This is a genomic window from Fulvivirga sp. AWR4_260 (assembly GCF_056158185.1).
Genome location: NZ_JBSWSU010000015.1, coordinates 1,687,433 through 1,713,247, shown reverse-complemented (window position 1 = coordinate 1,713,247; position 25,815 = coordinate 1,687,433). Strand labels below are relative to the sequence as shown.

The 25,815-nt window shown below is 37.9% G+C and carries 21 protein-coding genes and 1 tRNA gene; 10 read left to right on the top strand and 12 right to left on the bottom strand.

Annotation, left to right across the window (positions count from 1 at the left end; genetic code table 11):
• Positions 1-20: 20 nt before the first annotated feature.
• The 4 genes from ACXACQ_RS13820 to ACXACQ_RS13805 all read right to left on the bottom strand — a co-directional run bounded on the left by ACXACQ_RS13820 (position 21) and on the right by ACXACQ_RS13805 (position 6,330).
• Positions 21-1,469, bottom strand: a complete 1,449-nt coding sequence (locus ACXACQ_RS13820) for a TolC family protein (protein WP_474976541.1) — start codon at positions 1,467-1,469, stop codon at positions 21-23.
• Entirely contained in the window at positions 1,453-4,614 is a 3,162-nt protein-coding gene (locus ACXACQ_RS13815; RefSeq protein ID WP_474976540.1) for an efflux RND transporter permease subunit, read from the bottom strand. Before ACXACQ_RS13815 ends, ACXACQ_RS13820 begins: the two co-directional genes overlap by 17 nt.
• Positions 4,615-4,639: 25 nt before the next feature.
• Complete coding sequence (locus ACXACQ_RS13810; protein ID WP_474976539.1) at positions 4,640-5,722, bottom strand: efflux RND transporter periplasmic adaptor subunit; 1,083 nt, start codon at positions 5,720-5,722, stop codon at positions 4,640-4,642.
• A gap of 176 nt (positions 5,723-5,898) precedes the next feature.
• Entirely contained in the window at positions 5,899-6,330 is a 432-nt protein-coding gene (locus ACXACQ_RS13805; RefSeq protein ID WP_474976538.1) for a hypothetical protein, read from the bottom strand.
• Between the two features lie 529 nt (positions 6,331-6,859).
• Here ACXACQ_RS13805 and ACXACQ_RS13800 point away from each other — a divergent pair.
• From ACXACQ_RS13800 to ACXACQ_RS13775, 6 genes are all read left to right on the top strand, one after another.
• Entirely contained in the window at positions 6,860-7,465 is a 606-nt protein-coding gene (locus tag ACXACQ_RS13800) for a TetR/AcrR family transcriptional regulator (RefSeq protein WP_474976537.1), read from the top strand.
• A 103-nt stretch (positions 7,466-7,568) separates the two neighbouring features.
• Positions 7,569-8,921, top strand: a complete 1,353-nt coding sequence (locus ACXACQ_RS13795; RefSeq protein WP_474976536.1) for a TolC family protein — start codon at positions 7,569-7,571, stop codon at positions 8,919-8,921.
• Positions 8,893-9,993, top strand: a complete 1,101-nt coding sequence (locus ACXACQ_RS13790; RefSeq protein ID WP_474976535.1) for an efflux RND transporter periplasmic adaptor subunit — start codon at positions 8,893-8,895, stop codon at positions 9,991-9,993. Before ACXACQ_RS13795 ends, ACXACQ_RS13790 begins: the two co-directional genes overlap by 29 nt.
• Positions 9,994-10,000: 7 nt before the next feature.
• Positions 10,001-13,129, top strand: coding sequence for an efflux RND transporter permease subunit (locus tag ACXACQ_RS13785; protein WP_474976534.1), 3,129 nt, complete (start codon positions 10,001-10,003; stop codon positions 13,127-13,129).
• A gap of 7 nt (positions 13,130-13,136) precedes the next feature.
• Positions 13,137-13,856, top strand: a complete 720-nt coding sequence (locus ACXACQ_RS13780) for a siderophore-interacting protein (RefSeq protein WP_474976533.1) — start codon at positions 13,137-13,139, stop codon at positions 13,854-13,856.
• A 14-nt stretch (positions 13,857-13,870) separates the two neighbouring features.
• On the top strand, positions 13,871-14,437 hold the full coding sequence (locus ACXACQ_RS13775) for a DUF2652 domain-containing protein (protein ID WP_474976532.1): 567 nt from the start codon (positions 13,871-13,873) through the stop codon (positions 14,435-14,437).
• A 119-nt stretch (positions 14,438-14,556) separates the two neighbouring features.
• Here the strand turns inward: ACXACQ_RS13775 and ACXACQ_RS13770 are convergent, their stop codons facing one another.
• Positions 14,557-14,979, bottom strand: a complete 423-nt coding sequence (locus ACXACQ_RS13770) for a winged helix-turn-helix transcriptional regulator (RefSeq protein WP_474976531.1) — start codon at positions 14,977-14,979, stop codon at positions 14,557-14,559.
• A gap of 103 nt (positions 14,980-15,082) precedes the next feature.
• On the opposite strand from ACXACQ_RS13770, the gene ACXACQ_RS13765 reads away from it, so the two are divergent.
• Entirely contained in the window at positions 15,083-16,084 is a 1,002-nt protein-coding gene (locus tag ACXACQ_RS13765; RefSeq protein WP_474976530.1) for a zinc-binding alcohol dehydrogenase family protein, read from the top strand.
• Between the two features lie 403 nt (positions 16,085-16,487).
• On the opposite strand, the gene ACXACQ_RS13760 is transcribed toward ACXACQ_RS13765, so the two are convergent.
• Positions 16,488-16,853, bottom strand: a complete 366-nt coding sequence (locus ACXACQ_RS13760) for a winged helix-turn-helix transcriptional regulator (RefSeq protein WP_474976529.1) — start codon at positions 16,851-16,853, stop codon at positions 16,488-16,490.
• 87 nt (positions 16,854-16,940) lie between these two features.
• Between ACXACQ_RS13760 and ACXACQ_RS13755 the strand changes: the two genes are divergently transcribed.
• Positions 16,941-17,948 (top strand): zinc-dependent alcohol dehydrogenase family protein, encoded by a 1,008-nt coding sequence (locus ACXACQ_RS13755; protein ID WP_474976528.1) that lies wholly within the window; start codon positions 16,941-16,943, stop codon positions 17,946-17,948.
• Positions 17,949-18,442: 494 nt separating this feature from the next.
• Here ACXACQ_RS13755 and ACXACQ_RS13750 read toward each other — a convergent pair whose 3' ends face one another.
• Genes ACXACQ_RS13750 through ACXACQ_RS13735 form a run of 4 tightly spaced genes read right to left on the bottom strand, consistent with a single transcriptional unit; the run spans position 18,443 to position 22,692 of the window.
• Positions 18,443-19,525 (bottom strand): alkene reductase, encoded by a 1,083-nt coding sequence (locus tag ACXACQ_RS13750; RefSeq protein WP_474976527.1) that lies wholly within the window; start codon positions 19,523-19,525, stop codon positions 18,443-18,445.
• A 50-nt stretch (positions 19,526-19,575) separates the two neighbouring features.
• Positions 19,576-20,568, bottom strand: a complete 993-nt coding sequence (locus ACXACQ_RS13745) for a bile acid:sodium symporter family protein (protein WP_474976526.1) — start codon at positions 20,566-20,568, stop codon at positions 19,576-19,578.
• A gap of 58 nt (positions 20,569-20,626) precedes the next feature.
• Positions 20,627-21,646, bottom strand: a complete 1,020-nt coding sequence (locus ACXACQ_RS13740) for a methionine synthase (RefSeq protein ID WP_474976525.1) — start codon at positions 21,644-21,646, stop codon at positions 20,627-20,629.
• Positions 21,647-21,687: 41 nt separating this feature from the next.
• Positions 21,688-22,692 carry a DUF1852 domain-containing protein gene (locus tag ACXACQ_RS13735; protein ID WP_474976524.1) on the bottom strand — a complete coding sequence of 335 codons (1,005 nt, stop codon included), beginning with the start codon at positions 22,690-22,692 and terminating at the stop codon, positions 21,688-21,690.
• Between the two features lie 203 nt (positions 22,693-22,895).
• On the opposite strand from ACXACQ_RS13735, the gene ACXACQ_RS13730 reads away from it, so the two are divergent.
• Positions 22,896-23,357, top strand: a complete 462-nt coding sequence (locus tag ACXACQ_RS13730; RefSeq protein WP_474976523.1) for an Lrp/AsnC family transcriptional regulator — start codon at positions 22,896-22,898, stop codon at positions 23,355-23,357.
• Positions 23,358-23,661: 304 nt separating this feature from the next.
• On the opposite strand, the gene ACXACQ_RS13725 is transcribed toward ACXACQ_RS13730, so the two are convergent.
• Together ACXACQ_RS13725 and ACXACQ_RS13720 are read right to left on the bottom strand one after the other, a co-directional pair.
• Positions 23,662-23,735 (bottom strand) — tRNA-Arg (locus tag ACXACQ_RS13725).
• A gap of 224 nt (positions 23,736-23,959) precedes the next feature.
• Positions 23,960-24,409, bottom strand: coding sequence for a universal stress protein (locus tag ACXACQ_RS13720; protein WP_474976522.1), 450 nt, complete (start codon positions 24,407-24,409; stop codon positions 23,960-23,962).
• Here ACXACQ_RS13720 and ACXACQ_RS13715 point away from each other — a divergent pair.
• On the top strand, positions 24,408-25,802 hold the full coding sequence (locus tag ACXACQ_RS13715; protein ID WP_474976521.1) for a PAS domain-containing sensor histidine kinase: 1,395 nt from the start codon (positions 24,408-24,410) through the stop codon (positions 25,800-25,802). The genes ACXACQ_RS13720 and ACXACQ_RS13715 overlap by 2 nt on opposite strands.
• Positions 25,803-25,815 lie beyond the last annotated feature (13 nt).

The following is a 25,815-nucleotide window of genomic DNA, read 5'->3' as shown; positions in this document are numbered from 1 at the left end:
TATTTGCACTTCATTCTATACTATTTCCATCCACCACCTAGGGCTTGGTAGATGTTCACAACTGCATTCATCTGCTGCATTTTGGTTTCCACTAACTCAAAACGACTCTCTAAAGCATCTCTCTGAGTTAAAAGAACCTCCATGTAATCAGCTCTTGCAGATTTGAAAAGGTTATTAGATATGGTAATGGAACTCGTTAAAGCTTCCACTTCCTTAGCTTTTAAATCATAACTCTTTTCTAGGTTATCAATTCGTGCTACTTGGTTAGCCACCTCTACATAGGCATTTAAAACAGTTTTCTGATAATTGAAAACCGCCTGAATTTGCTTAGCATTGGCACTGTTGTAGACAGCCTTAATTTCATTTCTATTAATTAAAGGCGCTACCAAATCACCAGCCACCGAATAGATTAAAGATTCTGGGGTTGTGAACAAATACTGCGATTTAAAAGCCTGAAAACCTACGCCTGCAGAAATACCAAGAGATGGATAAAATCTAGCTCTTGCCACTTTTACATCTAACTTAGCAGCGGCCAACTCTAACTCAGCTTGCTTAATGTCAGGTCTATTATCCAATAACTGCGCGGGTATTCCTACTTGTACAGTCCTAGGAACAAGGTTTTTAAACGCTTCGAAATCACGCTCAATTGGCTGAGGATAACGCCCCACCAAAAAGTTAATTTTATTTTCAGTTTGGATAATATCCTGCTGAATATCAAACTGTAAACTTCTCGTGTGATAAACCTCAGCTTCAAATTTACGCACCGCTAACTCGGTAACCCTGGAAGCCACCTTCTGCTGCTTCACGATCTCAAGCGCATTACTTTGAATTTTAATATTTTGCTGTACTATAGCCAACTGATTGTCTAACGCCAACAACTCATAATAAGAGTCTGCTATTTCAGCTATCAGGTTAGTAACCATAAAGTTTCTACCCTCAACACTTGCCAAGTAACGTGTTAAAGCTGATTTTTTAGCATTTCTTAGCTTTTTCCAAATGTCTAACTCCCAGTTAGCAAAGGCCTCTAAAGATAAGTCTCCCAATGGATCAGGAAATTCCTCGCCCGGCTTAATGTCTGTGTTTGCATCATTAGCGCCCTGGCTCGTATATCTACCTACCTTTTCTAATTCTCCGCCTGCTCTAACCCCCAAAAATGGTAAGTACTCTCCTTTTTTAGCGCGTACTTCATTTTTAGCAATCTGGATCTCCTGCATCATAATGTTCAACTCCTGATTGTTATTCAGGGCTGTGTCAATCAATGCATTGAGGTAAGGATCAGAGAAATACTCTTTCCATTTCAGCTGTGCCACCGTAGCCGTATCAGTAGCCTGCGAGCTACCATAACTCGCAGGGACATCTGTTTGAGGCGTATCATCTACTTTGGAAGGAGTTTTACATGACGCAGCAAATAACGTCACCAAAATAACTCCTACACATTTATATAAATTTCTCTTATTTGTTATGTACATAATCTTCACTTAAAGGATTTTCGTCTTCATCTTTTATCAGCTTTCTACCCGAGGCTAGTTTTCCAAAAATAAAGTACAATCCAGGTATGACAATTACACCGAAAATAGTACCGAAAAGCATACCTCCAAGGGCAGAAGAACCAATGGTTCTGTTACCAATAGCACCTGCGCCATGGGCAATTACTAAAGGAATCAAACCTGCAATAAATGCAAACGAAGTCATCAAAATAGGACGGAAACGCACTTTGGCTCCCTCAATAGCAGCTTCAAGTATGGTAGCCCCTTCTTGGTGTTTCTGCACGGCAAATTCTACAATTAACACTGCGTTTTTACCGAGCAGCCCCACAAGCATAATTAAACCTACCTGCGCATAGATGTCATTGGCAAGTCCCATTGCTTTTAGCACTAAGAACGACCCAAACACCCCCATAGGCAGCGATAAAATTACAGCCAATGGCAGAATGAAGCTCTCATACTGTGCTGCTAAAACTAGATAAACGAAAACTAATACTACTAGGAAAATGTATAGTGATTCATTACCCCTCTGCGCTTCATCGTACGATAAACCTTCCCAAGCAATGTCATACCCTCTAGGCAAGCTGGTAGCTGCCACTTCTCTAATAGCCTGGATAGCATCTGCAGTGGTGTAACCAGCAGCAGGAAGCCCCCTGATGGCGGCAGAGTTATACATATTATATCTTGTAATCTCGTTAGGCCCTTGTGTTTTCTTCAATTTCATGAATGAAGAATAAGGCACCATTTCACCATGATCATTTTTAATGAATAGGTTCAATACATCTGAAGGCAATCTTCTAAACTTAGGATCTGACTGAACATAAACTTTGAAGAACCTACCGAAGCGAATAAAGCCTTGTTCGTACGTACTACCAATTAAGATATCTAGGTTTTCCATAGCCTTACCTATAGATACACCTTTCTGCATGGCAGCTTTATTGTCAATCTCCAACTCATATTGAGGATAGTTAGCTGCGAAGAAGGTAAACACCCCTGTTAGCTCTTTTCTCTCTTTCAGTTTTTCGATAAAGTCTTTATTTATTCTATCGAAATCTTGATAATCTGTAGTTGTAGTTTTATCCAAAAGTCTCATTGAGAAACCACCAGATGAACCGAAACCAGGAATAGCCGGTGGTTCAAAGAACTCTATTATAGCTCCTAATCCTTTAGACCTCTCTTCTAACTCCTCCATAATTTCAGTTACAGAGTGCTCTCTCTCAGACCATGTTTTTAAGTTGATAAGACATGTACCTGCGTTAGACCCACGACCTTCCGTCATAATTTCATAACCGGCTAGTGACGATACAGACTCCACTCCTTCTACTTCCTCACATATCTTCTGTAGCTTACGAGATACTTCGTTAGTTCTTTCTAGTGTGGCACCAGGAGGTGTTTGTATAATGGCATAAATAGTACCTTGGTCTTCACTAGGAATAAATCCACCTGGCAGTATTTTATTCATAAAGAAAATACCTACACAGAATAGTAATAATATACCCCAAGTAACGGTCTTTCTATCTACAATTTTCCTCAACAGGTTAGTATACCTACCTGTCATTTTATCGAAACCTCTATTGAAGCTATCTAAACTTCTGGTAAGAATATTGCGCTTTTTAGGCTGTCCATGTGTATTTTTCAATAACATGGCACAAAGTACCGGAGTAAGTGTAAGTGCTATAAGTGCCGAAATCACAATGGAACTAGCCATAGTAATAGAGAACTGACGGTAGAAAGTACCCACAGGCCCTGACATGAACGAGATAGGTAAGAATACTGACACCATTACCGCTGTAATAGCTATGATAGCGCCACTAATTTCGCCCATTACTTTTCTTACCGCATTGTAAGGGTTAAGGTGCTCTTCTTCCATTTTAGCATGAACTGCTTCCACCACCACAATGGCATCATCCACTACAATACCAATGGCAAGTACTAATGCGAATAACGTAACAAGGTTAATAGATAAACCAAAGAACTGGATAACGAAGAACGCTCCTACCAATGATACTGGCACCGCCAAAATCGGGATCAATGTTGACCTCCAGTCTCCTAAGAAAATAAACACTACTAAAGCCACCAAAATAAAGGCATCTCGAAGTGTATGAATTACCTGCTCAATGGAAGCATCCAAGAACTTAGAAACATCATAACTGATTTTATAATCCACTCCTGGAGGAAATGCTTCCTCCATCTCCTTTAACTTATCTTTTACTGATTCAATTACATCACTAGCATTACTACCATAATTTTGTTTCAATACGATAGATGCCGATGGATGACCATCGAGGTTAGAATAAATATCAAAGAACTCACTACCCAACTCTACTCTGGCCACATCTTTAAGATGGATGCTCTCTCCATCTGCATTTGCCCTGATGATGATATCATCATATTCTTCCGGCTTGCTTAACCTACCCTTATAAGTAAGTACATATTCTAATGATTGCGCTTCAATACCTGAACTACGACCTAAACGACCCGGACGCCCCACAATACTCTGCTCTGCCATGGCATCCATCACCTCGTCTACAGATACGTTATACGCTCTCATACGGTCTGGATCTAACCAAACACGCATAGCGTACCTACGGCTACCAAGTATTTGCGCACTAGCCACACCATTTATCCTGTTTATTTCAGGAATCATGGTTACGTTGGCGTAGTTATAAAGAAATTTTTCATCCAGACCTTTTTCCTTAGAGTACAAGTTAACGTACATCAACATACTTGGCTGAATAGGTGTGATTACCACCCCTTCTCTTTGCACCAGCTCAGGCAGCAAAGGCATTACCCGGTCAACCCGGGTCTTCACCCTGATAACCGCTTGATTAGGGTCAGTACCTGGTTCAAAAATTAACCTCAACGTGGCCTCACCCGCACTGGTAGCATCTGTAGCCATATATCTCATTCCCTGACACCCGTTTATGGAGTTTTCTAATGTAATAAGTGTAGATTTCACTAATACATCAGCACTCGCACCAGGATAAGCAATGGCCACGTTAACCGTGGTTGGTGCAATTTGGGGAAACTGCGATATAGGCAACTGCTTAATGGCAAGTGTACCTACAAAAACTATGATGACCGAAATTACAATCGCAAAAACCGGCCTATGTATAATATTCTTAAACATGTCTTCTGATTTTCAGGATACTTTTTTATTCTGCGTATAGATCTAAGCTAGTTATCGCAGAATGAGGTTCTATAAAATCATATTCTATCTCGTCACCTTCTTTTACCAGACGAAGTCCTTCTAAAAGAATCTTATCGTTTTCTGCCAATCCACTTTTTACAGCATATAAATGAGGCATTTCAGCAGCTATTTCGATTGGTCTCGCTTTTACTTTATGATCTTCTGTTATCACAAACACATATTTCTTCTCTAGCACTTCAAAAGTGGCTTTCTGGGGTATTAACAATGCATGTGTTAAAGGCACATTAATTAAAATATTACCTGTTTCTCCATGTCTTAATAATCCATCGGGGTTAGGGAATGTAGCCCTAAAAGGAATGTTACCAGTTTCGTTATTAAAGTCAGCCTCTATAGTCTTCACTTCTCCAGGATACTTAAACAGCTGATTGTTAGCCATTTTAAGCTTCACATTCATAGTACTATCCCCCTTCACTTTAGACATATATTCTAAATACTCTGCTTCTGGTACGTTAAAGTAAACCCACATTTCACTGTTGTCCGCAAGGTTTGTAAGCAAGTCTTCTTCATTAACCAAACTACCTTGTCTTACATGAAATCGATCTATAATACCGTTAAATGGAGCTCTTATTTCAGTAAAACCTAAATGTACTTCAGCTAATGCCAACTCTGCTTTAGCTTTGGCATATTCTGCTTTGGCCATTGCCAGTTCGTTCTGCGACACTATATTACTATCAGCAAGCGCCTGAGTATTTTTTAATTCTATTTCTGCTGCCTGAGCCTCCGCTTCCGCTTTTAACTTTTCAGCTTCGTATACCTTAGGCATAATTTTAAATAACAATTGCCCTTCTTTAACCGACTGTCCTTCATCGATATAAATCTTCTGCAAATAACCTTTTTCTTGTGCCCGCAACTCAATGTGCTGTATAGAACGTATCTGACACACATATTCTTTAGTGGTAGAAGTGTCCATTTTTATAGGACTAGTAACAGAAAATTTACTTTCGTTCTCCTTTTCTTCTTTTTTCGATTCACAGCCTGTGTGACACAACAAGGCACACAAGCTCATAAGCATGAGAATTCTCTTCATAATAATTTTGCCTTTATAGCAATACGGTTTACTTGGATAATTTATATAAAGTGTTGTGTATAGTAGAATACACATATAAGACGCTTAAAAGGATAACCAACCTTAAAAAGCATGCATTAATAAAAATGTAATAATGAGATGATTAGGCGACATGAGGAGCGCCTAATGCGGGTGCATCATATAATAATAACCCGAAAGATAAGATGTCTCCTATTAGTAGGTAGACAATAAAAAAGCTTACCGATGGGTAAGCGTGTTTTAATATTTAGTAGTAAGTAAACTGAAAGCAGTGCAAATAATAAAGTAATGAAATAGTTACTCACCTCAAGCAGTTTTTTAGTAAGTATTATTTCATCTTCTTCAACTTCATTTTCCGCCACATCTAATGTATCATGATTCTTTTTAGTGCCATGGGATCTTTCGTGAATAAGATCGCTATTGGCCTTTGTGGTAAGGCCTGCGGCCTCATGAATTAGAGGGTCAATTTCAGTTTGTTGAGTGTATGATGAAACCTCCGCAATGTTACTATGCATAGCATTCAGCTGGCACGTAAATGTCAGCAGCAGCACGCTTAGCGATAGAACACATTTGGTTAACAACTTCATCATCGAGGTCAAAACTAAGCAAAGTGGATTATACACACAAATCCAAATTTGTTAATTATATGTTAAATGCAACCAAATCATATCAAATGCGCTCTAAACCGCCATCAAAAATTATTTTTTTTGCAATCCACACAAACATAGTCAATCAAAATAACTTACTGTAAATAAATGATTTACCACTCACACAAATGTAACCAACACCTCTAATAAGGGATTCATATAGGATAATCTTTAGTAAAAATCCCTCTACAATACAAAATATAGAACATTTTACACCTACTCTCATACCAATGCAGGCTTGCCATATGCCCCATTCTATTAAAGCCTAAATTATCTACACTAGAAAGACGGCAGTAAATTAACACTATTATTAAAGAGTCCCCAGCAGGAGACATTTGCTTTTACTGTAAAATAATAGAGAAGTAAACTACTTGCTGTATTACCTATAATAACTGGCTCTATTCAAAAATTGAACAATACATTTGGTGAAGAAAATTTTCTTACTACCTTTACATACCAAACGTTCGGTTTCATGAAGGATTCTAAAGGACATATATTAAAGACTTCACTGCTACTTTTTTTGCAAAAAGGCTTCAAAGAAGTAACTATGAATGAAATTGTAAAAGGCTCTGGCTTTTCTAAAGGAGCGTTTTATCATTACTTCAGAAGTAAAGAGGAAGTTTTTAAAGAAGTAATAAACGTTTATTTCAGTCAAATGCTCCATTTAGACTATGAAAAGTTACCTTCTGACTCCTTGCTCTCATTTTATCAGGCCAATTTAAAAATTCAACAAGACAAAGATAAGGTGCTGCACAGTTGGTATGAGGAGACTTTTGATGGTGATTTTCCTAATAACATATATTACATCCTATTTGATGCTCTCCGCCTATTACCAGAAGTAAAGGCACAACAAAAAAGCAGGATACAAAAAGAACTACAGGTTTGGGAAAAAGTAATTGAAAAGGCCATAGCTACAGGGGAAATTACAGATAAATTTTCACCTAAAAATTTGGCAAAACAATTTGTATACAGCAGTGATGGCATCGCAATGCACATGGTGATGATTAGCAGTTCTGATGAACTTTTTAATGAAGTGAAAGAAGTATGGAGCAGCCTCTATGAAAGCCTAAAAACGTAAAAAAAATTTACATAAGAACAAACCGAATGGTCGGTTTTGTAGCGCGAAATAATATTATTTTATCATTAAACATACCGAACAGTCGGATTAAACAATATAGATAATGAAGCAAAAACTTAAACTTTTACTCCTCTTCGCAGGAGTATTTCTAAATACCTCTATAACACTCCAAGCGCAAGAATCAGTGGAGCTAACATTAAAAGAAGCTTTGAATTATGCGCTGAAAAACAAAGCTGAGGCAAAAAAAGGACAATTAGACATAACGTTAAGCGAATACCAAATACAGGAAAAAAGGGCTGAAATAATGCCTATTGTTTCCTTAAATGGCAACCTTACTAATAATCCCATTCTTCAAGAAACAGCATTACCAGGAGAAATTCTTGGTGAGCCGGGCACTGTAATAATGGCTCCATTAGGGCAAAAATGGAATGCAGACGGAGGAATAGACCTCACTCAAAAGTTATTTGATCAATCAGTTTTCATTGGGTTAAAGGCCGCAAAAACTACTCGCGACTTTTACTTAATAAACAAACAACTCACTGATGAATTGCTGATTGAGAAAGTGGCATCTCAATATTATAACACCTTCATTATGCAAGCCAACTTGGCTGCTGTAGACACAAATTATCAAAACACCTTAAAAATTCATCAAGTCATTCAAAATCAGTTGAATAATGGACTAGCTAAAGGCATAGATGTAAAACGTATTCAGGTAAAACTTCTCAATCTCGATGCAACACGCCAAGAACTTCATAACTCTATCCAAATCAGTAAAAACACACTCAAATACTTGATAGGATTACCCATACAAACCGCCATTTCCCTAAAAGCTCCTCCCCCACCGCTACTTCATTTTACTAACGAAGAATTTGAAGTCACATCACTCAACACTTATCAATCTCTCTTAAAACAAAAAGAATTGCGCCTCTATGCCTTAAAGCAAATAAAAGCAGCATATTATCCCACGCTTAACCTCAGCGCTCAGTATCATTACCAAGGCTTGGGCAATTCATTCCCTATAGGAAAGGATGAAAACCAACAGGTATACTGGACCGACTACTCCGGCATTTCACTCAACCTCAATATTCCAGTCTTTTCGGGCTTCAAAACACGCTCTAAACTTAAACAAGCTCAGGTTGATATCACTAAAGTTCAGTTGGACATAGAAGACCAAAAATCATCTCTGCTTGCCGATTATGAAAACGCTAGAAATCAAATCAGAAACACAGAGATTACTATTGAAAAACAACAACAAAATGTAGCGCTAGCCAAAGAGGTAGTTGCAGATATCCAAAACAATTACACCAATGGGCTCGCCCCACTAACCGATGTTTTAGACGCAGAAACTTCTCTTATAGAAGCTCAGAATAATTACAACAAAGCCATACTCGATTATAGACTAGCAGAACTAGAGTACCTAAAATCGAATGGCAATTTACACACCCTTTTACAATAAAATAGAAATGAAAAAAGCAGCATATACAATTATAATTCTAGTTTTAGTGCTTTTTGGAGCAATATACACACTACTTTCCAACAAGGAACTGAACCAAAAAGAAACAGCCATCATCACTATGAAAAATGATGCTGTTAGTATCAAAGTAGATACCGTAAAACGTGTAGCGCCACAATGGACCTATAGCAGTAACGGCACCTTTACAGCTGACAAGGAATTAATCATAACTCCAGAAACTTCAGGCACTATTATAAAAATCCTAGCCAAAGAGGGAGATTATGTAAGCAAGGGGCAAACATTAGCTTACCTTAAAAAGGACCAAGCCAATGTTACTTATCAAAATGCAAACTCCAATTATCAGAATGCCTCAGAGAACTACGCCCGTTACAAACGCGCTTTTAAAACAGGTGGTGTTACCAAGGAGCAATTGGAGCAAATGCAACTGCAGCTCAACAACGCTAAAACCGCACTCGAAAATGCGAATCTAAACATAGAAGACACCAAAATAAAAGCAGCCATAAGCGGCTATGTCAATAAAAAATCTATTGAAACAGGAGCGGTAGTAAATACTACCACTTCACTTTTTGAAATTGTAGACATCAAAACTTTAAAGCTTCAGGTAAGCGTACCCGAACTTCAGGTGTCTCATATCAATATAGGTCAAAATGCGCTGATAAAATTAAGCGTATACCCCGACACTACTTTTACAGGTAAAATCACCTTTATAGCTGCAAAATCCGATCGTTCACTGAACTTCCCAGTACAGATAACCTTACAAAATAGTGCTACACACCCCATAAAAGCCGGAATGTATGCCACTGCTACTTTTAATGAACCTATAGATAAAACCAAACCGGTAAAGGTCATTTCTAGAAATGCATTTACTGAAGGTTTAGGCGAAAGTGAAGTTTATGTGGTCAATCATGGCAAGGTCCACTTACAACAGGTAAGAACAGGAAGAACCCTGAACAACACAGTAGAAATTCTTGATGGATTACAAGTTGGTGATATTATCGTAACCAGCGGCCAGATCAATTTAGAAGATCAATCTGCAATTCAAATCATTCAATAACAGCAACATGAAACTAGCAGCAATACCTATCAAACGCCCCAGTGTTGTAGTGGTGATGTTCACTATTCTCATTTTAGGTGGCTTATACAGTTATAATAGATTAGGCTATGAATTATTACCAAAATTCAGCTTAAATCTAATTACCATCTCCACCAGTTACCCTGGCGCTTCGTCCAGTGAAGTGGAAAATTCAGTAACTAAAAAAATTGAAGACGCCATATCTTCTGTAGAAAATGTAAAGAAAATAGAATCGAAATCTTTTGAAGGGCTTTCTACCGTCATGCTAACGCTAGAATCAAGTGCTGATGAAAATGAATCATTAAACGAAGCACAGCGTAAAGTAAATGCTATTGAAAAAGACTTACCTGAAGATGTAGATCCTCCATCACTCAGTAAATTTTCTCTTAGTGATTTGCCCATCATCACTATTGGAGCTACGGCTAACATGAGTGAAACTGACTTTTATGACTTGCTTGACAAAAAAATAAAACCAATACTTTCCAGCACTAGAGGTGTAGGCCAAGTAAACGTAATAGGTGGTACTGAAAGAGAAATACAGGTAAATATTGACCCTGAAAAACTAAAAGGGTTTGACCTGACATTACCAGAGGTAGTTAACACTATTTTAACCTCCAATATTGATTATCCAACTGGTAATTTAAAAACACGCAACCATCGTATGCTCATCCGTTTATCCGGGAAATATAAAAACGTAGATGAATTAAGAAATTTAGTTATCAATTCAATAGATGGAGTACAAGTACGCGTACGCGATGTAGCAGAGGTAAGAGATACTCAAAAAGACATCAACAAAGTAGCTCGTGTTAATGGCCAAGATGCTATCATCATGCAGGTGATGAAACAATCAGATGCCAATGCGGTAGAAGTGAGTAAAACTATACACAAAACTTTACAGCAACTAGAAGCACAATATGCCAGCCACAAAGTAAAATTACCTGTAGTGGATGACAGCAGCGAATTTACCTTACAAGCCTCTGATGCCGTTATGCACGATCTAATATTAGCAGTAGTGCTGGTGACAGTAGTAATGCTATTTTTCCTGCACACTATCCGTAATGCCTTTATTGTAATGGTTTCCATTCCAGCATCCCTCATAGCTACATTCATTGGTATGTACTTATTAGGGTATACACTTAACCTAATGAGTCTCTTAGGCCTTTCTCTGGTAGTGGGCATATTGGTAGATGATGCCATTGTGGTGCTAGAAAATATATACCGCCATATGGAAATGCAAAAAAATCGCGTTCAAGCAGCTTATGATGGCACTACAGAAATCGGCTTTACCGTCTCGGCCATCACCTTGGTAATTGTGGTGGTATTTCTACCTATCGCCATGAGTACCGGATTAGTCTCTGATCTAATTGCCCAATTTTGCATTACAGTAATACTGGCCACCCTATTTTCATTACTTTCTTCATTTACCATTGTACCATGGCTTTCTTCTCGTTTCGGCAAATTAGGCCAAATTACAGGCAAGAACTTCTTTGAAAAAATAATTCTGAGCTTTGAAAAAGGGTTGGATAAATTCACTTACTTCATCAGCCAATTATTGAAATGGTCTTTGGTTAATAAAGGTAAAACTTCAATAGTGGTCCTCATATTATTTATAGGCTCATGCTCCCTTTTGGCAATGGGCTTTATAGGAGGTGAATTTCTTCCTCCTGTAGATCGTGGTCAATTTGTAGTGCAACTAGAGCTTAACAAAGATGCATCTTTAGAAACCACCAACCTAGCCACTCAAAAAGCTGAAAAACTACTACACCAGCACCCTGAAGTAACCCGGTTAGTAACCACTGTAGGACAAAGTAGTGACGGCACGTTCAGCACGCAAGAAACGCCCTATAAATCAGAAATTACGGTTGCTTTAGTAGATAAATCGGAGCGCCAAGACAAAACCACTGTGTTTGCAGCCAAGGTAAAACGGCAATTGCAAAAAGCATTGGTCGGGGTAAAAATAAAAACAGCTACTGTTAGCATAGTAGGCGGTGCTGACGATGCCCCCATATCATTAACGATTATAGCTCCGGATTATAAAGATGCCTTAAGCTTTTCAAAAAAAGCACTTGATGCATTAGCTAAAATTCCAGGAGCCACACAAATAAAAACCAGTGCAGAAAAGGGAAATCCCGAAATACAAGTAGCTATTGACCGCGATAAAATGGCAGCCCTAGGCATTACATTACAGCAAGTAGGGTTAGCAATGCAAACAGCCTTTAATGGCAATACCGATGGAAAATTCCGCACCGGAGCATATGAATACAACATTGATATCAGGTATAATGAAAGTCATAGATTATCGGTGAGCGATGTAGAGGATATCTCTTTTGTAAACATTGAAAATAACAGAGTAAAACTCTCCCAATTTGCGGCTATTACCGAAGGCACAGGCCCCAGCTTTTTAGAACGCAGAGACAAAAGTGCTGCCGTAACCATTTCTGCACAGGCTGCAGGCAGACCTGCCGGAGATATTGCAGCAGACTGGGAAGCTAATTTTACCAAAATTCCTCAAGTAAATGGCGTAAGCTACATCTGGGGTGGAGATATGGAAAATCAATCAGACAGCTTTGGCACACTAGGTATTGCATTATTAGCTGCCATAGTGCTAGTATATCTGATATTAGTAGCTTTATATGATAGCTACCTCTACCCATTTGTGGTATTGTTCTCCATTCCCCTTTCTTTTATTGGAGCACTTTGGGCTCTGGCACTAACCAATAATGCACTAAATATATTTACCATTTTAGGAATCATAATGCTTATTGGTTTAGTAGCTAAAAACGCGATACTTCTAGTCGACTACGCCAACCATCAAAAAGCAGAAGGTAAGGACACTTTTGAAGCACTGATAAATGCCAACCACGCACGCTTACGTCCTATTTTAATGACTACAATAGCAATGGTAATTGGCATGATACCTATCGCCTTGGCCAAGGGAGCCGGTGCCGAACTTAACAATGGATTGGCTTGGGTAATTATAGGCGGACTCATTAGCTCATTATTTCTAACACTAATTGTGGTTCCAATTGTTTATGCTGCCTTCGACAAGCTAGTGACAAGATTTAAGCGTAAAAACCACAACACAAAAGCCATCAATAATTTAATAACCACAAAATAATAATGTTATGCCAACAGCACCAAAATGGGTAAACGATGCATTAGAAACTCTAGCCTCTTCTATGATGAGGATGGTTGAAGTAGTAGAAACTACATACATTAACCCGCATCTTAAAAAAGTACGGTTTAAAGGTGATTTTAAAGCATTACGCTTTGAACTTGGGTATTCCATTTCATTTCGGATAAACGAAAAAGACACCAGACATTATACGGTAAGCTATGGAGATAGTGAAGGCGGCATACTTGAGGTAATTGCTCACCTCCATGGCGATGCCCCAGGATGCAATTTTATGAGAAAACTCCTGCCTGGAGATATCATAAAAATGGGCATACCCGCAGGACAAAAGCAGTACGACCCTGCAGTGGAAAAACATTTGATTTTTGGTGACGAGACTTCGCTAAGCTTAATGGTAGCTTTTTTACCTCAGTTAAAACAACACAACCATAAGTATCAGTTTTTCATAGAACTTGATGAGCAAAATAAAGACATACCCGAAATTTTAGGATTGACTAATTATACTGTTTTCTCTAAACAACAAGTTTTTAGAGATAAAGAAAAAATAAAGGAATTACCCATAATCAAAAATAATGAATGGAAAGATGCTAATGTAGTGCTTACCGGAAATGTTACTGCCATACAGAATTTCAGAAAAGTACTCAAGCAAGAGCAGCATAAAGGAAAAATATATGCTAAGGGATTTTGGTTAGAAGGGAAAAAAGGTCTTTAAAATGAAGTAAGACTATGGAAAAAGAAGCTCAAAAGGGTGTGATTTTAATTCCAGACTTTAGTGGATTTACTGACTTTGTATTAAGCCATAGTTTAGATATGGGCAGCTATATTACCAAGAAACTTCTAAGCACAATTATTGACCATAATACATTGGCATTCGAAATTTCTGAAATAGAAGGAGATGCTGTACTTTTCTATAAATACGGAACACCATCAGCCATGTCGAGTATAATTCAACAGGCAATGGTAATGAAAAATGCCTTTGTAGAGTGTTTGCAATCATTACATGAGCAACTGCAAACAAACATTCTACTATCATTAAAGTTCATAGTACACTACGGATCTTTTTCAGAATATGTAATAGGTAAATTCAAAAAACTTTATGGTGCCACAGTGGTAGAAGCACATAAACTTCTGAAATATCATTATGCAAAACAGCAGCCCTACATACTTTTTTCTCAACAGTATTTAAATGCAATTGATAAGGATTATTATCATCAACAACATGAAAATGTGAAAACGGATAAATATAACACCTGCATGTACAATTCTTCCGTGGGCCTGATCAAGTACATTTAGACTATAAAAAAGATCAGTCTGACAACAACTAACCGCAAGTCTATCAGGTTATGACATAACCTATTAAAAAGCTTCCAAACCAATAATTTGGAAGCTTTTAATATCCCTATTTTTCACATCTATTCTTCGCTCTTAAGTTGCCTTCTCAACTTCCTTTGATATTTCAGAATGCACTCTTCCTTATTTTTTTCTATTTCTTCAAAAACTTCATGCTTATTTCCTTCTGATGAAAACATTCTCCCCCACAAAACCAACTCAACAATAACCGGAACAAGTGCTATACCCTTTTCCGTCAAAAAATAATTCTTTTTAGACTTTTTCATAGGAGACTCTCTTTTGATAAGAAACCCTTCTGCCTCCAATAACTTCAGCCTATTTCCTAAAATATTAGTGGCTATTCCTTCATCCGAATCCAAGAACTCGTTATAAGAATTTTTACCTGAGAATATAATATCTCGAATAATCAATAGGCTCCATTTATCGCCTATATAATCCAAAGAATAGCTAATGGGACACTCCGAGCGTGGTTCTATATTTTTCATAAACACAAATTAGCTTGCAAAATACAAGCAAATAAACATACATTTGCATTGCAATATGCAAGTTAATTTTACATTTAAAAATCAATACATAAATTATTTAGTTGTGAAAGCACTTATTTACAAAAAGGCCAATACGCTGGAGCATTTTAGCATTAAATTAGAGGAGGTTGAAGACCCAACCATAAAAGACAAGGACCTACTCATTCAAGTAAAATCATTTTCCGTAAACCCTGGAGACGCAAAAATTAGGCAGTCATTTGATGCACCAGAGGGTGGACGAATTATCTTAGGTTGGGAATTCTCTGGCGTTGTCATAAAAACTGGCAAGCACACCAGTGGCTTTTCGGTAGGCGATACAGTTTTTGGTGTAGGTGATATTTCCAGAGATGGCAATTATGCTGAGTTAGTAGCTGTAGACTACCGAGTGGTGGCTCACAAGCCCTCGTCATTAGATTTTAGTGAAGCTGCTGGCATTCCATTAACTGCTTTAACAGCCATGGGAGCTATACTAGATCAAAATTTCATCCCCTACCCTAATGTAAAAACGATTCTTATTCTTGGAGGTACCGGAGGCACCGGTTCCATAGCCATACAATACCTCAAAGCACAGACTGATTTAACGATCATCGCCACCGCTTCGGGTGAGGAGGCCAAAGCCTGGGCTAAACAAATGGGAGCTGATTTTGTAATTGATCATTTAGCAGATATAGAACAGCAATTAAGAGATATTGGATTTAATCAAATAGACCAGATTTTTTCTACAAGTCATACAGCAGTCCATATGCCTTGGATTTTGAATATACTAAGCCCTTACGGACATTTATCACTGATTGAAAGCCCCGAGGCATTAAACCAGGTCACTACTCATTCATCTTCATTCTCTATTCATTGGCAAATGATATTCACAAGGATACTGAAAGAACACCAGCCAGAGTTACAATCAAAATTTCTAAATCAATTAAGAGTATTGATTGATAATGGCAAAATAAAAACTACAGTTAAGACGCGACTAAAAGGCTTAACAGAAGAAACTATAAAACAGGCACATACTTTAATAGAAAAGGGTAAAAATATAGGTAAGATAGTAATTGAGGATATATCATAGAAAGGATATTCTATGCATTAACTTCCTCATCCACTGCACCAAAGCGTTTGGCAGTAGTAAGCAAAATAAAAAAGGGCTACAAATCAGTTAATTTTGCAGCCCTTTCCTTTACTTTAAACCATATGATGACTCAAATAATAGAAAACTTAAGCCTTTGGCTGATATATTGGTAGCATAAGCACTAATGAGTAGGTTACATTGATTTTACATCAAAATATTATATTCAATTTTCGGTATTTACATCCTTTGAAAAGTAATTCTTACTCCACCTTATTCTCGCTCAAGACTCTAACAAAAACATTAGGTAGATTTCCATAAATGTATTCAACCATCATACATTCAAAGAAAGTTATCAGTTTTGTAAGCATCCACTTAAGGGATGATTAGGTTGTACTTGTACATTTTATGATGTTGCCTCGTGATATGCACGAACTGAGGTACCCCATGCACTTAAATCCTTAATTATTGGTATTAACGCCTTCCCAAGTTCTGTCAATGTGTATTCGACTTTGGGAGGCACCTCAGGAAAAACCTCTCTTGCAATCAAACCATCTTGCTCCATTTCTCGAAGCTGTAAAGTTAGCATACGCTCAGTGATCTGACTAATGCTCTTCTTTATATCGCCATAGCGTATAGGGCCTTTGTTGAGACTTGCCAAAATCAGTAATTTCCATCTACCTCCAATTATTTGCATAGCATAGGTCATATCACAATCGGCCATTAATCTCCTATTGTGATTATTAGTTGAATTCTCCTTTAGTTTAGCCATTACGCACTTTATTGTATGTATCGCACATTTAACATCTCCATCGTAAAAGTAGCCATTTAAAATTACTATTGTAAAAAACAACAACATATGGATATACAAACAAAATCTGGTAAAATGGTAATGTTCAATGAAGTTGGTGGCCCGGAAGTACTACACTTAACAGATATAGATGTTCCTGCTCCTGATTCAAATGAGGTCAGAATATTGGTTAAAGCCATCGGATTGAACCGAGTTGACCTTTCTTACCGCCAGGGAGTGTACAGCAAAAAGCCCATTTTCCCTTCAAAGATTGGCTTTGAAGCAGCTGGGATAGTGGAGTCCATTGGCAGCGATGTACAGCACCTGTCTCCAGGCGATGAAGTGAGTGTAATGGGTGCTTTTTCAAATGACAATTATGGCACCTACGGTAATCTTATACTTTTACCTGCTTATGCTGTTCAAAAATACCCAAAAAGATTATCCTTTCAACAGGCCGCAGGTTTATGGGTAAGTTTTCTTGCTGCCTATGGCTTAGTAATAGACGTAGGAGGTTTACAAAAAGGGCAGTATGTCGCAATTAATGCGGCTTCGAGCAGCACTGGTTTAGCTATTATACAAATGGTTAAAAAAATAGGCGGAATACCGATAGCAATCACTACCTCAAGCTATAAGAAGAAAGCCCTTTTAGAAGCTGGCGCATCTCATGTGATTATCAGCAGTGAACAGGACATTACGACTGAATTACTTTCAATAACAGGCAACGGTGTGGAAATTGTACTAGATGCTGTTGGTGGATCCCAGTTCGAAAAATTGATTGCCGCCACTGCGATAAGAGGTCGACTAATAGTTTACGGTGCGCTAAGCCGGGAATATTCCAGTTGGTCAACAATTGAGGTGCTTTCTAAAAAGCTAACTATCCGCGGCTTTGATATGACCGAATTATTGATGGCCAAAGATAAAGCGAGGGCAGCAATAGAGTTCATTAATGAAGGCGTAAATTCAGGGGATTTAACACCAACGATTGGCAAGACATTTCCTTTAACAAAGGCAAGTGAAGCCCACCAGTTCATGGAGGAGAATAGTCAAATTGGTAAGGTGATACTAGAGGTAGACTAAAATCCTTTATCCATCATAATGATCAGTATGTAAAGAAAATTAGTGTCTGTTGCGATCCGCCTCAGACACTTTTTCTAAACTTGAATTAATTTAATCATTATTCAAGGTATTAGTAGTTACTTCGATTTTCAAAAAAAGGTTTTGGGTTCTATCTCTTGAAATTTTCCTCTCACTCATTACGTCTGTAACCTTAATAATAATCTGTGTTTTAGATTAATATCTCTACAAGCTTAGGGCTTAAAGTCTGTAGCCATTTCAGTCAGAATCTAATTATCTGTAAATTGACTCTAAATGGTGAGTAGAGCCGGTCTTTGCTCCTATTCTATTGTCACCTTACATAATTATTAGTTACCACTATATTTCATCATATTGCTTACAGTCAATACCAAAAATGTCTCTCGCTTGTTCTCAGCGTTTTCCATTATACTGTTTTAATAGAGGTTCGCATTCCTTTCAGATTTCACTTCTATGTTTGCTTTTATCTGAGTGAAGCATCATTCCTTCAATAAGGGATAATCAATGTACCCTTGCTTCCCTCCCCCATAAATTGTTGTCCAATCCGGATCAGTAAGCTTAGCATTTTTTTCAAATCGCTCAGGCAGGTCAGGGTTTGCAATGTATAATTTGCCAAAGGAAATTAGCTTTGCAATGCCTCTTTCAAGTTCTGCTTCGGCAGCAACCTTATCATATCCAGCATTAGCAATCACTGTCTGTCGAATCTTCCTGCCAAATAAATCAATTTCATCAACACTGCCATTATTTTCAGGAGAAGCAGAAGTTGGACTGCACCTCATAAGCTCCACATAAGAAAAATCTAGCTTATTGAGTTCATCAATTAAGTACATATAAGTATCGACCAGATTATCTAGTTTTATATCACCATAAGGATTGAATGGTGATATTTTAATTCCCACCTTTTCACTTCCCACAGCACTAATCAGCTCCTGCATCACCTCTAATATAAAGCGAGCTTTGTTAGCCATGTTACCACCATAAGCATCTGTCCTTTGATTAGCACTTTCAGCCAAAAACTGACTAGGAAGATAGCCATTGGCAGCATGAAGCTGAACCCCGTCAAAGCCAGCGGCTATAGCGTTTTTTGCTGCCTGACCAAAGTCTTTTACAGTTTGTTTGATTTCCGAGATTGTCATTTCCTGAGGCACCTCATAATCTTTCTTGCCTTGGGAGGTAAAGTGCTGCATTCCCCGAATAGCCAATGGTGATGGCGCCAAAGGAAGTTTACCGCCCTTGTCTATAGAATGCCCCATGCGGCCGGTGTGCCAAAGCTGTGCTACAATAACACAGCCTTTGTCATGTACCGCAGTTGTAACCTTCTTCCAAGCTTCTATTTGTTGATCCGTAAAAATACCCGGAGTGAGTGGACTTCCGGTAGCGTCTTCACTAATCCGAATGGCTTCCGTAAACAGTAAACCTGCGCTTGCTCTTTGGGCATAGTATTCTACCGTCATATCGCCCACTAAGCCATTTTCTTCAGTACGGCCTCTGGTCATCGCTGCCATGGCCATTCTGTTTTTTAGACTAGCATCGCCTAATTGTATTTTTTCTAAAAGTTTCATATTGATATTTTAGCCAAAGAACAGGAGAAGCCACTCCGTTATCTTTGCATTTATACTTCTTTTCGTCTGGCCATAGATTGAGCGATGATGCTCGCAGCAATCAATTGTAAGGCATGGTAAAGCATTAACGGTAACAACACAATACCGGTAATTGTAGCCTGTTGAAAGAGCACTTTTGACATAACGGTGCCATGTACCAATGATTTTTTAGACCCACAAAATAAAACGGTAATACGATCTTCAACCGAAAAACCAAACAAGCGACTAAGCAGCCCTACACAAAGGAATACGGTAAAAAATAAAGCTATCATCCCTACTGCGAGTCCAGCAAGTTCAAGGGCGGTGAAGCCTTCAAACAGATGCTCGGAAAATGACTTACAAAACGAGGTGTAAATGATAGTAAGGATAATTGCCTGATCAAATCGCTTGAGCTGCTTCTTGTATTTTTCGGCTATGGCGCCAAAACGGGAATTCAGGCTGATGCCGATGATAACAGGCAATAAGACTTGAACAAACAACTTTATAATGATCTCACTAACATCAAAATCACCTGTTGCAGACGCAATAAAGAGCCCCACCCATAGCGGGGTAACCACTACTCCTATCAAACTTGAAATACTTGCGTTAAAAATGGCAGCAGGAATGTTACCCCTAGCAATAGAAATCATTACAACTGAAGAGGAAACTGTGGACGGTAAAGACGCCAAAAAGAATACCCCTAACCAAAGCAACTCCAAATCGTTGCTCGTGAATAAGGGGCGGGACGCCAAAACGATAAGCGGAAAAAACAAAAAGGTTGTCAATTGGACAACAATATGCATTTTCCAGTTAGCCAGCCCGGCTTTTAACTTATCAACACTCAGCCTTAAGCCATAAAACAAGAAAATAAATGAAACGCCAACACCGGCAATCTCTTGCAGCGAAACAGGTTCTTTGACCAGTCCAGGCTGCGGCAAAAAATAGGCCAGTAGAATCATGACGCCTATCATTAATAAAAAACTATCGAAACCTACTTTGCTTAATAATCCTAATAACTTCTTCAATGTTCTCTTTCTATATTTTTTGGTTGCCCCAAAATTATTGATAATTAATAAATGGGAACTAAATTCCAAATTCTTGGCGTATAATCTCTGCTCCCGCGCTTAAAGCACTCAACTTACCTCTTGCTACGTTTCTCGACAAAGGTGCCATACCGCAGTTGGTGGAAGGGTAAAGATTTTCGATATCGACAAACTCAAGAGCCTTACGAAGTGTATTGGCTACTTCCTGAGGTGTTTCTACAGTATTATTTGCCACATCAATTGCACCTACCATTACTTTTTTCCCACGAATGAGTTCCATTAAATTTAAAGGTACTCGCGAGTTATGACACTCTAATGAAACTATGTCAACATTGGAAGTCTGAATTTTAGGAAAAATTTCTTCGTATTGTCTCCATTCCGAACCCAAGGTCTTTTTCCAATCATTATTAGCTTTTATTCCATAGCCATAACATATATGTATCGCTGTCTCGCAGTTTAAACCTTCAATGGCTCTTTCCAATGCTTCCATTCCCCAATCCTTTACATCATCGAAGAAAACATTAAATGCAGGCTCATCAAACTGAATAATATCAACTCCTGCATCTTCAAGTTCCTTTGCTTCTTCATTTAGAGCTTTGGCAAATTCCCACGCCAATTTTTCTCGGCTTTTATAATGGTCGTCATACAAAGTATCCACCATTGTCATCGGCCCAGGCAATGCCCATTTTATAGGCTTATCAGTCTGCTTACGCAAAAATTTAGCATCTTCCACAAAAACCGCCTTTTGACGTGCAACTTCATCTATAACCATAGGAACACTGGCTTCATAGCGGTCACGAATTTTTACGATTTTACGATTTTCGAAATCTACCCCGCTTAAATGCTCGATGAATGTAGTTACAAAGTGCTGGCGTGTTTGTTCTCCATCACTAATAACATCAACTCCGGCTAACTCTTGCTCATGCAAAGAGATTCGCAACGCATCTTGCTTGCCTTCTATCAGCTGTTCGCCTTCTAATTTCCAAGGAGACCATAATTTTTCGGGGGGCGCAAGCCAGGCAGGTTTAGGTAAACTTCCAACTGTTGATGTTGGAAGCAATAACTTCTTAGTCATATAATATTTTTAATGGGTTGTATTTATTAAAGGTTGAAATTGGCCGACCATTGTTCTAATGTATTTTTATAAGGCTTAATGAAGTACTCTTCAGCATATCTACCTTGTTCTACGGCTAGTCGGCTACGCTCTTCGCGGTCATAAACCACGCGCGTCAGTGAATAATCTTCGTGTGTAAGACTTGGTTGAAAGACTTTCCCTGCCACCGAATTGGCGTTGTAAATTTCAGGGCGATAAATCTTCTGGAAAGCCTCCATTGTACTAATTGAGCTGATGAGTCCAAGATCAGTATAATCAGTAAGTAGATCTCCGGAATGATAAAAAGCCATGGGTGCCACACTGTTCTGAGGCATGAAAAAACGAACTTTTAAGCCCATTTTGTCGAAATATTGATCAGTGAGAGAATACTGATTCTGCACATACTCCACTCCTAAAACCGGATGTTGATAATCAGTGCGCGTATAAGTTTTATTGCTCGATACACTTAAACAAATGATGGGTGGCATCTTAAAGTGCGCTTTATAAGTGTCTGAGCTCACAAAATGCTTATAAAGTTTTCCGTGCAAATCACCAAAATCTTCTGGGACACTGAAATTAGGTTTGTCTTTATTATAATCGATTAATAAAACACTGAAATCGTAATCACGCACGTAAGAAGAAAAATTATTTCCGGCAATGCCTTCTATTTGTTGACCTGTTTTATGGTCAAAAATATTCGTTTTGAGAACTTCAATCATTGGCATATCATTAACCCCATTGTTATCATCGATACTCATCGTTACGGTGATGATTTCAAGTTCTACATGGTAACGGTCGCCTTTTGGATTATCCAAATGAGCCAATGCATTGAATCGATTATTAATCATATTTAAGGCATTGCGTAAATTCTGCTGGCGCTTTTCTCCTCTTGCTAAGTTTGCAAAATTGGTGGTTAGCCGCGTTTGGCTTGAGGGGTGGTAGTTTTCATCTAAAAAAGTGCTCTTCAGCGTAAAAACAAAATCATTCTTGAGTGTAGTCTGAGTATCTTTCATGGCTTTCATTGGGTTTGTAATCGAATATTATAATAGAACGGCCGTGTATTCTTTTTCAGTTTTAATCTCCAACAAAGGTCAAAATAAAAGATTAATTAATTAAATTTAACATCAAATTAAGATACATAATCTATAAATAAGGAATTAAAAGATAAATCATCTTTTACACCTATACATTTAACTCATCAAAAGAAAATTTATCTATGTCAGATTTAGATCAGATTGATCTGAAGCTATTAGAATTGCTTCAGCAAAACGGAAAATTAACCACGAAAGAAATTGCACTACAGGTTAACCTATCTCCAACTCCTGTTTATGAAAGAATCAGACGTTTGGAAAGAGAAGGGATAATAAAAAAATACGTAGCATTAGTAGAAGCCGAAAAAGTTGGAAAAGGACTAATCGTTTTCTGTGATATTACCCTAAAAGAACACACTAAAGAAATAGGTCATCAATTTGTCCAAGACATCACAGCTTCAAAGTATGTATGTGAGTGTTATAATATCTCGGGCAATTATGATTTTCGACTAAAGGTGATGGTGAGGGACATGAAGCATTATCAAGATTTTGTACTCAATGATTTGGGCTCAATTAGAAATATTGGAAGTGCGCATAGTACCTTTGTGATGGGAGTTATAAAACACGACTATGCCGTACCTCTTTAAATTGAAAAATCTTCCAATCATATACAACTAGGGCTTGCCGACCTTAAGGTGCATTACTAACTACTTATAATATCAAGTGGCTAATGATGCATCACTTTATTTATTCTTTCAGTCAGAGCAATAAGTTTTCTTCCGTTTTTAATTTCAAAATACACCTGAACTTCTGTATAAGCAACATTGGTAAACCCAAATACACCTACGCTACCAATGAATGGAACCCTGACTACTAAATAAATAAAAGCACTTAAAAGAAGGATTGGAGATAAGACAAAAAAAAAGGAATGCTAAGAAGCATTCCTTTTTGTGATCCCGCAGGGACTCGAACCCCGAACCTACTGCTTAGAAGGCAGTTGCTCTATCCAGTTGAGCTACGGAACCATTTTTTTGGTTAAAACAAGCCACCAAAACCCTTCTTCTGATAGCTTCTCTCTGTTAAAGAAGTTGCCTTTTCAAGCGTCCTTTTCTTTAATGTGGTGCAAATGTAATCAAACGAATTTAAACTGCAAACACCCGCTAAATTTTTTTCTATTTTTTTTTGGATTTAATTTCAGAGTTTCGGTCAATAATCTGATTATCAAATATTTATAGTTTATAAGAAAATTTCATCCAACCATAGAAAATTGTTTAGCGGGGATTAAAAGCACAGGACAATGCAATGATTCTATCAAATTATCATCACTATAATCCCAGCGCTCTTGCAGCTTGCGTTGTAATCCTTCAGACATTACCAATAGGTCTGCATTAAATTTTTTAACGGCAGAGTATATTCTCTCACCCGCAAAACCAACTTCAGATAAAAAAGAATGATCAAGCTTTAATACTTCAGGGTAACACTCCATCAAATAATTAAATTTTTGAATGGCAGCATGCTCCTGTTCTCTCTTTAAGGAGATATTATTTTTCCCCTCAACATCACCATTTACAGAAATTAAACGGTAGGTATACAGCACAATTAACTCACTCTGATACGCCTGAGCTATATCAAGAGCAAAAGAGAATGCCTTAATTGACGACTCAGAGAAGTCAGTAGGATAAATTATACGTTTAAACATGGTTATAGAATCAATATCTCCTAATTTTTCTACTAAAATAAAAAGTAGATTTACCATTGATTATGTGTCTGAGTCAAGGCCTTTACTGATTTTTATCATATTTTTGAATACAATAACCTTAAACAACACCTCCAATCTCGTGAAAAACACCCATAAAGACACTTACAAAGCTATTTTTGAAGCTTGCGAAGAAGGTATAGTAGTAGTTTGTAATAAAGGCATAATTGTAATGGCTAATAAGGCTTCTCACCATTTATTTGGCTATGAAGAGGGTGAACTAATAGGCTTAAGCGTAGACAACCTGGTTCCGCATGGGGGCAGAAGTGAACACGTAAAATACAGAAAAGAATATGAAAAGCACCCTACCCCCAGGCAAATGGGAAAAGGAAGGGACCTTTTGGGGATAAAAAAAAATGGGCAAAGTTTCCCTGTAGAAATAAGTCTTAACCAAGCCGAAATAGATGGTGTAATGCATTCATTGGCTTTCGCAATAGATATAACCGAAAGAAAAAAAATAGAAGAAGCTTTAAAGAAATCAGAAGAGCAGCTTATTATTTATGCAGCCGAGCTAGAAAAACGAGTAAACTTAAGAACCCAAGAGCTGGATCAAACAATACATAAATTAGAAGAGGTCAACGCTGACCTTGAAGAACAAATAGGCATTACAAAAAAAGCTGAAGATGAAGCTCGTATAGCCTTGGGCCGCGAACGCGAACTCAATGAATTGAAATCTAGATTTGTTTCTATGGCATCTCATGAGTTTAGAACACCACTAAGTACCATACTGAGCTCTGCGTCTTTGATAGAACGATACACCGCCCCTGGCACTGAAGAGAAACGCCAACGCCATGTGCAAAAAATAAAATCGTCCATCAGTAACTTAACGGCCATTTTAAATGACTTTTTAAGTTTATCAAAACTAGAAGAAGGCAAGGTAGAGCTTTTAAAATCTCAGATTAACCTACCAGAGCTAATGGCAGATATTATAGATGAGCTTACCCCATTGGCAAAAGAAGGTCAGTTCATTACACTTAATGCCTCTCCAGAGTCTTTTGTAATAGAAAGCGATAGTAAAATCCTAAAAAACATATCGTTTAACCTGATCAGCAATGCAATAAAATACTCTGAACCCAATACAGAAATTAATATTGACCTTAAGAAAGGAAAAGGTTTAATTCACATTTCTGTTACCGACCACGGCATTGGCATACCAGAAGAAGAGCAAAGGCATATGTTCGAAAGATTTTTTAGAGCAAAAAACGCCACCAATATTCAAGGTACTGGCCTTGGCCTCAATATTGTAAAAAAGTATGTAGATATGCTTGAAGGATCTATAGATTTTAATAGTGAACTTAACATTGGTACTACTTTTACCATAACTTTACCGTATTAAATCCATATTGCAA

Excerpts from the sequence above, each read along its gene's own strand:
- ACXACQ_RS13755 (WP_474976528.1), top strand. The coding sequence starts at position 16,941 with ATGGATATACAAACAAAATCTGGTAAAATGGTAATGTTCAATGAAGTT.
- ACXACQ_RS13720 (WP_474976522.1), bottom strand. The coding sequence starts at position 24,409 with ATGTTTAAACGTATAATTTATCCTACTGACTTCTCTGAGTCGTCAATT.
- ACXACQ_RS13820 (WP_474976541.1), bottom strand. The coding sequence starts at position 1,469 with ATGTACATAACAAATAAGAGAAATTTATATAAATGTGTAGGAGTTATT.
- ACXACQ_RS13760 (WP_474976529.1), bottom strand. The coding sequence starts at position 16,853 with ATGGCTAAACTAAAGGAGAATTCAACTAATAATCACAATAGGAGATTA.
- ACXACQ_RS13715 (WP_474976521.1), top strand. The coding sequence starts at position 24,408 with ATGGTTATAGAATCAATATCTCCTAATTTTTCTACTAAAATAAAAAGT.
- ACXACQ_RS13730 (WP_474976523.1), top strand. The coding sequence starts at position 22,896 with ATGTCAGATTTAGATCAGATTGATCTGAAGCTATTAGAATTGCTTCAG.
- ACXACQ_RS13795 (WP_474976536.1), top strand. The coding sequence starts at position 7,569 with ATGAAGCAAAAACTTAAACTTTTACTCCTCTTCGCAGGAGTATTTCTA.
- ACXACQ_RS13770 (WP_474976531.1), bottom strand. The coding sequence starts at position 14,979 with ATGAAAAATATAGAACCACGCTCGGAGTGTCCCATTAGCTATTCTTTG.
- ACXACQ_RS13735 (WP_474976524.1), bottom strand. The coding sequence starts at position 22,692 with ATGAAAGATACTCAGACTACACTCAAGAATGATTTTGTTTTTACGCTG.
- ACXACQ_RS13750 (WP_474976527.1), bottom strand. The coding sequence starts at position 19,525 with ATGAAACTTTTAGAAAAAATACAATTAGGCGATGCTAGTCTAAAAAAC.
- ACXACQ_RS13815 (WP_474976540.1), bottom strand. The coding sequence starts at position 4,614 with ATGTTTAAGAATATTATACATAGGCCGGTTTTTGCGATTGTAATTTCG.
- ACXACQ_RS13805 (WP_474976538.1), bottom strand. The coding sequence starts at position 6,330 with ATGATGAAGTTGTTAACCAAATGTGTTCTATCGCTAAGCGTGCTGCTG.
- ACXACQ_RS13790 (WP_474976535.1), top strand. The coding sequence starts at position 8,893 with ATGGCAATTTACACACCCTTTTACAATAAAATAGAAATGAAAAAAGCA.
- ACXACQ_RS13780 (WP_474976533.1), top strand. The coding sequence starts at position 13,137 with ATGCCAACAGCACCAAAATGGGTAAACGATGCATTAGAAACTCTAGCC.
- ACXACQ_RS13785 (WP_474976534.1), top strand. The coding sequence starts at position 10,001 with ATGAAACTAGCAGCAATACCTATCAAACGCCCCAGTGTTGTAGTGGTG.
- ACXACQ_RS13800 (WP_474976537.1), top strand. The coding sequence starts at position 6,860 with ATGAAGGATTCTAAAGGACATATATTAAAGACTTCACTGCTACTTTTT.
- ACXACQ_RS13810 (WP_474976539.1), bottom strand. The coding sequence starts at position 5,722 with ATGAAGAGAATTCTCATGCTTATGAGCTTGTGTGCCTTGTTGTGTCAC.
- ACXACQ_RS13775 (WP_474976532.1), top strand. The coding sequence starts at position 13,871 with ATGGAAAAAGAAGCTCAAAAGGGTGTGATTTTAATTCCAGACTTTAGT.